This window comes from Dapis brunnea BLCC-M229 (genome assembly GCF_050015995.1).
GTDB lineage: Bacteria > Cyanobacteriota > Cyanobacteriia > Cyanobacteriales > Microcoleaceae > Trichodesmium.
The window spans coordinates 1-6,958 of sequence record NZ_JBNHEP010000300.1 but is presented as its reverse complement, the minus strand read 5'-3'; the positions used below and the strand labels follow the sequence as shown (position 1 = coordinate 6,958).

The window sequence follows — 6,958 nt, the reverse complement described above, 5'->3', positions numbered from 1 at the left end:
CTAGAGCGTGGTATTTATCTCTCAACTTAGTCTAGCACTATAGTTGTTTTCGGTTTTTTTAAATCTGTGGAAAACTCATTGTATTTATTTGATAAATCGACAAACTTAATTTGTTGATTCTACAGACTAGAGCGTGGTATTTATCTCTCAACTTAGTCTAGCACTATAGTTGTTTTCGGTTCTTTTAAATCTGTGGAAAACTCATTGTATTGATTCTGTAAATTGACAAATTTAATGGGTTGATTATACAGACAAAATAATGGCATTTATCTCTAAATGTAGTGTGGCACTATAGTTTTTTTATGGTTTGATTTAATGTTCAGATTTATTCAGATTAATTTCTTCAGTCTAAACTAATCTATTGATGAATTTGATATTGCTCCAAGCATTTTACATCTATCTATAAACAACTTAAATTCCCAAAAAAATTAACTGCTTTTATTTCCCCATGTCATTCCTGAAAAACCTTGTCTTGGATATACTTTAAGAGGTAATAACGACTTAAATGAACGACCATCTAAATCAAAGTAAGTTATTGAAATATCAATAGTTGAACCAGATTTTAACCATTGAATTGCACCTCTACCAGTAGCTCCAAAAGCAGTAGATAATTTTTCACCATTTTCTAATAAAACAATTTCACTTTTTGGATAAAAACAATTCTCAATTTGTTCAATTTTGAATTCTCTGTTAAGTAATCTATGTTCGGTGCTAATTCCATCTTCAAAAATATTTTTAATTTGCTCTGGTGAATAATTTAGACGAATTCTTACTGCTGGACGATTTCCTATATTTGATACTACTAAATTATAGAATATCCCCCCATCGTCAGCTTCATTTACATCAATATATGCAACAATAATTGGTCGATTTGACTGTATCCAATGTAGTCGCGTAAAGTATAATGATACCAATGAAATGATAATAGCAGAAAGAGAGAATAATGTTCCAAAAAACAATAATAATGTTCTTATATCATCTGATGAAAAAATCATACAAATCAAATATAGTGTGAAAGAGTCTTAAATATTCTGCCTATTTTAGTTTTAGATCATTTTATCCTTTTAGACAATTATCAAGTATCAAGCCATCAAAACCAGGTAAACAGAAAACAGAATTAATTACACAAATATTTTTTTAATTTGTCATCTACAAATCACTGATAACTGTTATTAATTATATTGAACTATCAATAATACTGAGTAAATTATTACTCTGTTTAAATTATTAACTGTTAACTGATAACTTTCATTAATTTACAATGGATAATGAATAATAAAAACTATCTGTAATTATCCATTATCAATTATCCATTATCCATTGGTAAAGATGCTTTAAACCTTTGTAGATTAATTATCAATTATCAATTATCCATTATCCATTAGTAAATTATCGTTGTAAATTTCTTGGATCTAGAGCATCTCGCAACCCATCTCCTAATAAATTAAATGCTAATACCGTCAGAATAATCAATAATGCTGGAGGCCATACTAACCAAGGTTGTAATACTAAAATTGAAGCATTCGTGGCCAAAGATAACATATTTCCCCAGGAGGGATCTGGTTGTTGAATACCTAAACCAATCAAACTTAAAACTGATTCTGAAATAATAAAGCTAGGAATAGCTAAAGTTGCCGAAATAATTACATAAGTTGCCGTTTGTGGCAATACATGACGAACAATAATATAAAAAGAATTCGCCCCCATCGCTCTTACCGCTTGTACAAATTCTCGTTCTTTGATAGATAATACTTGTCCACGAATGACCCTAGCTAATCCTGCCCAACTAATAAATGAAGTAATGACCACAATTAAGAGAAATCTTTGGGCACTGGTTAAACCAGGAGGTAATACAGCAGCAAGTGCCACTAATAAATAGATACCTGGAATTGTCATTAATACTTCAGCAAAACGCATCAAAATACTATCTATCCAACCACCAAAGTAACCAGAAATTCCACCAATAATCATTCCTAATGGAAAGTAGATTGTAATTCCTACTAAACCGATAAATAAACTAATCCTACCACCAAAAAGTAAACGACTAAATTGGTCTCGTGCTTGTTCGTCAGTACCTAGTAAGTTAAATTTCCCTTCACCTGTAGTTCCGAATAAATGTCTATCCCAGGGCAAAATACCCAAGAGTTTATAGGGTGTTCCTTTGACAAATAAACCAAGAGAGGATGGTTTATCGAACTCTACATTTAATTCGCGGAGTCCAGTTTCTAAATCTACTGGCCCTTGAGTTGTAGGATAAACGTGAGGCCCAATAAACTCACCTGCTTGATTTTGCCAGTAAATTTGAGTAGGTGGTAGTAGGGAACCATTGGGTTGAGATGTGTAGGGGTTATATGGAGCAATAAAGTCAGCAACAATTACTACTAGATAAAAAATTAATAGTAATAATGCACCAAATCTTGCTAAAGGATTTTTTTTAAGATTTTTCCACCATTTCATAGATTTAATTTCATAGATTTAATAGGGAGTAGGGAGTAGGGAATAAGGAGTCAGGAAGAAAAGAAAAAGAAATAGATTAGAGATTTGGGAACTATACTCTTATGGAGATAGTTATAGTATTTTTTTTCATAAGACAGATTTTATATCAATCAGGAAGGAATTATCTTAATAATTAGCGATCAAGAAAAACTTTTTCCTCGTTTCTACTGATAACTGATAAATTAAATGACTCCTAAATCATAAAATAACTAATTACTCAAATTTAATATTATAAGTAGTTAAGCCAAATTAATTTTATATTAGACATGTCCATAAAAGAGGGAATAGGGAACACTTAACTATGAACAGGGGGGAGTAATTGATAATTTTATGAATAATAATTGATTTTATTTTTTATTTTTGGAGAAGTCTATTTGGTATTTAAGTAACTTAATCAAGTATACAAGTATATTTTTTTCTCCTACTCCCTACTCGCTACTCCCTACTCCCTTAAGAGGATTATAAAAAAAAGAACCTGTTTGGGGTGGTAGTTTAGGATTTAACACAACTTCTACAATACTTTTCAAAACTCCTGTTAGAGGAATTGCCAATATTACTCCTAACAGTCCTCCTATTTTACCACCTAATAGTAATGCTGCAAAAATAATTACTGGGCTAAGTCCGGTTAAATTACCCATGATTCTAGGAGCAACTATATTATCTTTAATTTGTTGCATAGCGATCGCTACGATTAAGACTTTTAATGTTAACCACAAATCTATAAATCCTACGATAATACCTACAGTACCAATGCCCAAAGTTGCGCCAATGAATGGAATTAACTCCATTGCACCTATAAAGACTGCAAATAATAGGAAATATGGAACTCCTAAAAACCAAAAAGCTAGAGATAAAGTAGTTGCCATAAATAACCCTAATAGCAACTGCCCGGAAACAAAATTTTGAAGATTTCCTTCTAGAGATTGTGTAAATACATCTCGTACTTTTGGAGCAATAATACTAGTAAGATTATTCCACAGTCTTTCTCCATCTAGGAGCATATAAAACGAGATTACTAAGATTAATATTAAGTCGAAAAACCAGTTAACAGTTCCTACTACTAAACCAAAACCCGTAGCAGCGATCGCCTCGATTTCTTCTTGAGCTTTTGTTGATAGTTGCTGTTGCAAAATCCTGACATCAAAAGGTAAATTATTAGATTCACTCCAGGTTTGAAATTCTGTCAATTGTAATCTGGCCGACTCTAACAATTCTGGAAAATTTAACCACAATTGTCGAGCTTGATTAAATACTGGTGGTGCAATAGTTAGACCAATAACTAAAACTATCAAAGCAGCAATTAAATATACTAAACCTGCTGCCAAACTTCGAGGTAAAAATATTTGTAATTTAGCCACTGGATAGTTGAGCAAAAATGCTACTAATCCTGCTGTAATCAAGATACTAATAATTTCACCAACAAAACTAATTGCTCCAATAGTAAACCAACCTGTCACTAATAATAATAACCATGTAATTAAAAATCTTTGAAGAGGTGAAAATATAACATTCATAAAGTTAGTAATGGGTAATTAGTAAGGTATGAGAATGCTTCAAAATTTGGTTTTCCTGCATTGTAATGGTATTAAAAGAGGGAGTAGGAAGTAGGTAGGGACGTTGCATGGAACGGGAGTACAGATTAGAGGGAAAGAATTGATGATTTATGCGTATGGGATTGATTTGATTTTTGATGATCACCAGATGTCTATTTTTGAATATATCCCACACCCCCCACACAGACCACACTCTCTCTACCATTACTATGCACTACCACCCAAAATTTATTATGGGATGGCAGGTTTGCAGAACTTGATTTAGCTACTAATCACTAGAGCTTAATCATAACTAATTATTCGAACATTCTATAAGTAGTTAAGTCAAATTATTTGTATATTTACTACTCATACTAAATCGGCTTTACCAAAGAATTAAGGTTGAAATCCTCTACGCATTAAAGGAAAAAAAAATTTTAGTCAATCCTCTTTTTTTTAATAAGCTATCAGCTTTTTAAGCTATTATGTAAATTCCTGGCTTCAGTTAGCCCGATAGTTTTTCAGGGGTTTAAATTCTCTTATAAACCATTAAAAATTAACAACTGAGTTCTGAACACTTCTTTAATGCACTACCACCAATTGTTAATTATTGAATAGGACAGACATATTTTAAAAAATCAAACTCTCTACCAATAAATAATTTGGTTATTGAGGTAATTAACCTATAATAATTGGATTTGGCGATTCGGATATATTTTCTGTTCCCAACTCCACTGTTCCCTATTCCTTACTTCGACAAAATTTTAAATTAATTTTGCATAGTTACTTAATACCAAACTCAAAAAAGGCCATCATATCATGTCCGGCTAATTAGCGATCAAAAAACTTATCATCTGCAAAGCTACTTTATTCTACTTACTGACTTATTTATCAGTATTCAACCGAACATGATCTCATATATTAATATGTGATTTATGCCTATAGCAAAACACTTTATACCTTGTATCAAATTTCAAATTTAAATCTTTTTTTATTCCTTTTTAGATACTTAATATTTACCTTTTCTTAGTTACCTATTTTATGAATGTGGAAATATTTTACAGCACTTTTGAAGATAGTGAAGTAAAGTTCAACATTAATCTCTATTTCTTATTTCTTAATCCCTACTCCCTAATACCTTAAATTTTTGGGTAGTCCTGCTCCCGTAATGGTGAAGATATATATTTTTTAATTTCTGCTCACACGGACCACACTTCCGACACGGACCACACGGACCATACTCTCTCTACCATTACTATGCACCACCACAAATTTTTGTACCTCTGAGACTAGAAAACTTCTGTAAGTAAAAGCATAAGTTGTAAAAAATAAAGCTAATAAATAATGGTAATTAATTTTTCCTAGTACAGGATAGCCTAAATAACTGACCAGTTAGAAAATATTAAAAGCCCGATCAATCAACACTTTTTATTTTTGACTAATGCATAAATTATGCGTAGTGGTACTAGGTACTTATGAAATTTAAATTAGTATCATATCAAATTCGGATAATTATTGATAAATAAAATCTCCAGTCTTTCCAACCTAAGAAAAATATACCAGATGTATTTCAATTTTCCCCAACTCCTAACTCCCTAACTTTCTAACTACTCACTCCCTAATTTCTAAACACCAATCTTTTGAGAAGAATTATGCTCCACGACAAATACATTTGAATAAAGATTAGCAATTATTTGCTTACCCTCCTGTGTTAGTGATAAATATTTGAGAGCTTTTTCTATATAAGGATGAACCCCTTGCCAAAAAAACTGGGGATAGTTATCAAGCAGATCGCTAGGATTTTTATACCCTACCTTTTGGTTAAAACCTGTCTCCTCAAATTCGTAAAATAAATAACCTATTTTCTTGAGGTAGCGGGGGTCACTTAACTGACCTATTAAATCTGCTGCCCGCACTAAACCAGGATAATTAACAGTATCTTGATGATCTGATTCTTTCGGAACAGGAAAGCGTGTTAATTCAATATTTTGTTTAATTATTTCTACATCAATCAGTTTATGACCACCAAATCTTTCATTAATAAATAATTTTGCCCTATCCACATGATAAGGAGTTAAACTAGCATCAGTAGAACCTAAGGGCAAATTAACCATTTCATCTTCCCTACCTGTAGCGTACCAACCTTTTTTGTCTTGCCGACAAACTCCTTTTACATATCCAATATCATGGCAAACTAAGGAAATAATATAGTGTAACCAATCTTCACAGGCCACACCTCCTTCTCGAATATGTTTTCCCCGTAGAATTTCTTGGCCTACAAGAGTAACTAAAATAGTATGCTCAACATTATGGTAAAGGGCATCACTATTGGCAATATTTTCTAATGCCATATTTCCTGCCCAACCAATAATTTCTTCGTAATTAGATTTATAACCGCCATAAGTGCGATGGTAGCCTTCCTTAATTTTTTCGACAAATGAATTAATTAGTATCTCAGTTGCATTAAACATATTTTTTACTTAACTAATTTTGATTTTTTTAGATTTCATTTTTATTGTAGTTGTTTGAGTTGTTTGTTAATTTCTTATTTCATTTTTTCTCTAGTTTGTAATAGTCAAGGTAATTAAGTACATCAGACCAGAGTTAGGAATAGTTATATACAAATTACTATTTAATTTAAATAAATATAACAAAACTATAATTTTTATTTACAATGTAAATATCTAAGTGGTAGAAAGGGACAAGTAAATTGAAAGAAGTTGTAATACCAGAAAATATACTAAAAAAACAACACAGCGATCGTATAGACAATTATAGTCAAGGCCAGACTGAAAATATATATGGCCCTAAACTCTATCTTCAAGCACAAGAAGATAAGCAAAATATCAATGATACCAAAGAATTTCCCGCTCAGAAAAAGAGAGGGAGATGGCAAGGATTAATTGTTGGTATTGCCATTGGTGTAATTG

Annotated in this window: 5 protein-coding genes; 1 reads left to right on the top strand and 4 read right to left on the bottom strand. The window is 31.6% G+C overall.

All coding sequences use genetic code 11. The features are described from left to right. Positions 1-428: 428 nt before the first annotated feature. The 4 genes from ACP6PM_RS34785 to ACP6PM_RS34770 all read right to left on the bottom strand — a co-directional run bounded on the left by ACP6PM_RS34785 (position 429) and on the right by ACP6PM_RS34770 (position 6,499). On the bottom strand, positions 429-995 hold the full coding sequence (locus ACP6PM_RS34785; protein ID WP_426591436.1) for a hypothetical protein: 567 nt from the start codon (positions 993-995) through the stop codon (positions 429-431). A 394-nt stretch (positions 996-1,389) separates the two neighbouring features. After that, positions 1,390-2,457, bottom strand: coding sequence for an ABC transporter permease (locus ACP6PM_RS34780; protein WP_426591435.1), 1,068 nt, complete (start codon positions 2,455-2,457; stop codon positions 1,390-1,392). A 467-nt stretch (positions 2,458-2,924) separates the two neighbouring features. Further along, positions 2,925-4,010 (bottom strand): AI-2E family transporter, encoded by a 1,086-nt coding sequence (locus ACP6PM_RS34775; RefSeq protein WP_426591434.1) that lies wholly within the window; start codon positions 4,008-4,010, stop codon positions 2,925-2,927. A 1,643-nt stretch (positions 4,011-5,653) separates the two neighbouring features. Continuing rightward, positions 5,654-6,499 (bottom strand): Npun_R2479 family HD domain-containing metalloprotein, encoded by an 846-nt coding sequence (locus tag ACP6PM_RS34770; protein ID WP_426591433.1) that lies wholly within the window; start codon positions 6,497-6,499, stop codon positions 5,654-5,656. Between the two features lie 239 nt (positions 6,500-6,738). Between ACP6PM_RS34770 and ACP6PM_RS34765 the strand changes: the two genes are divergently transcribed. Next, the coding region (locus tag ACP6PM_RS34765) for a hypothetical protein (RefSeq protein ID WP_426591432.1) at positions 6,739-6,958 on the top strand (220 nt) is incomplete at its 3' end.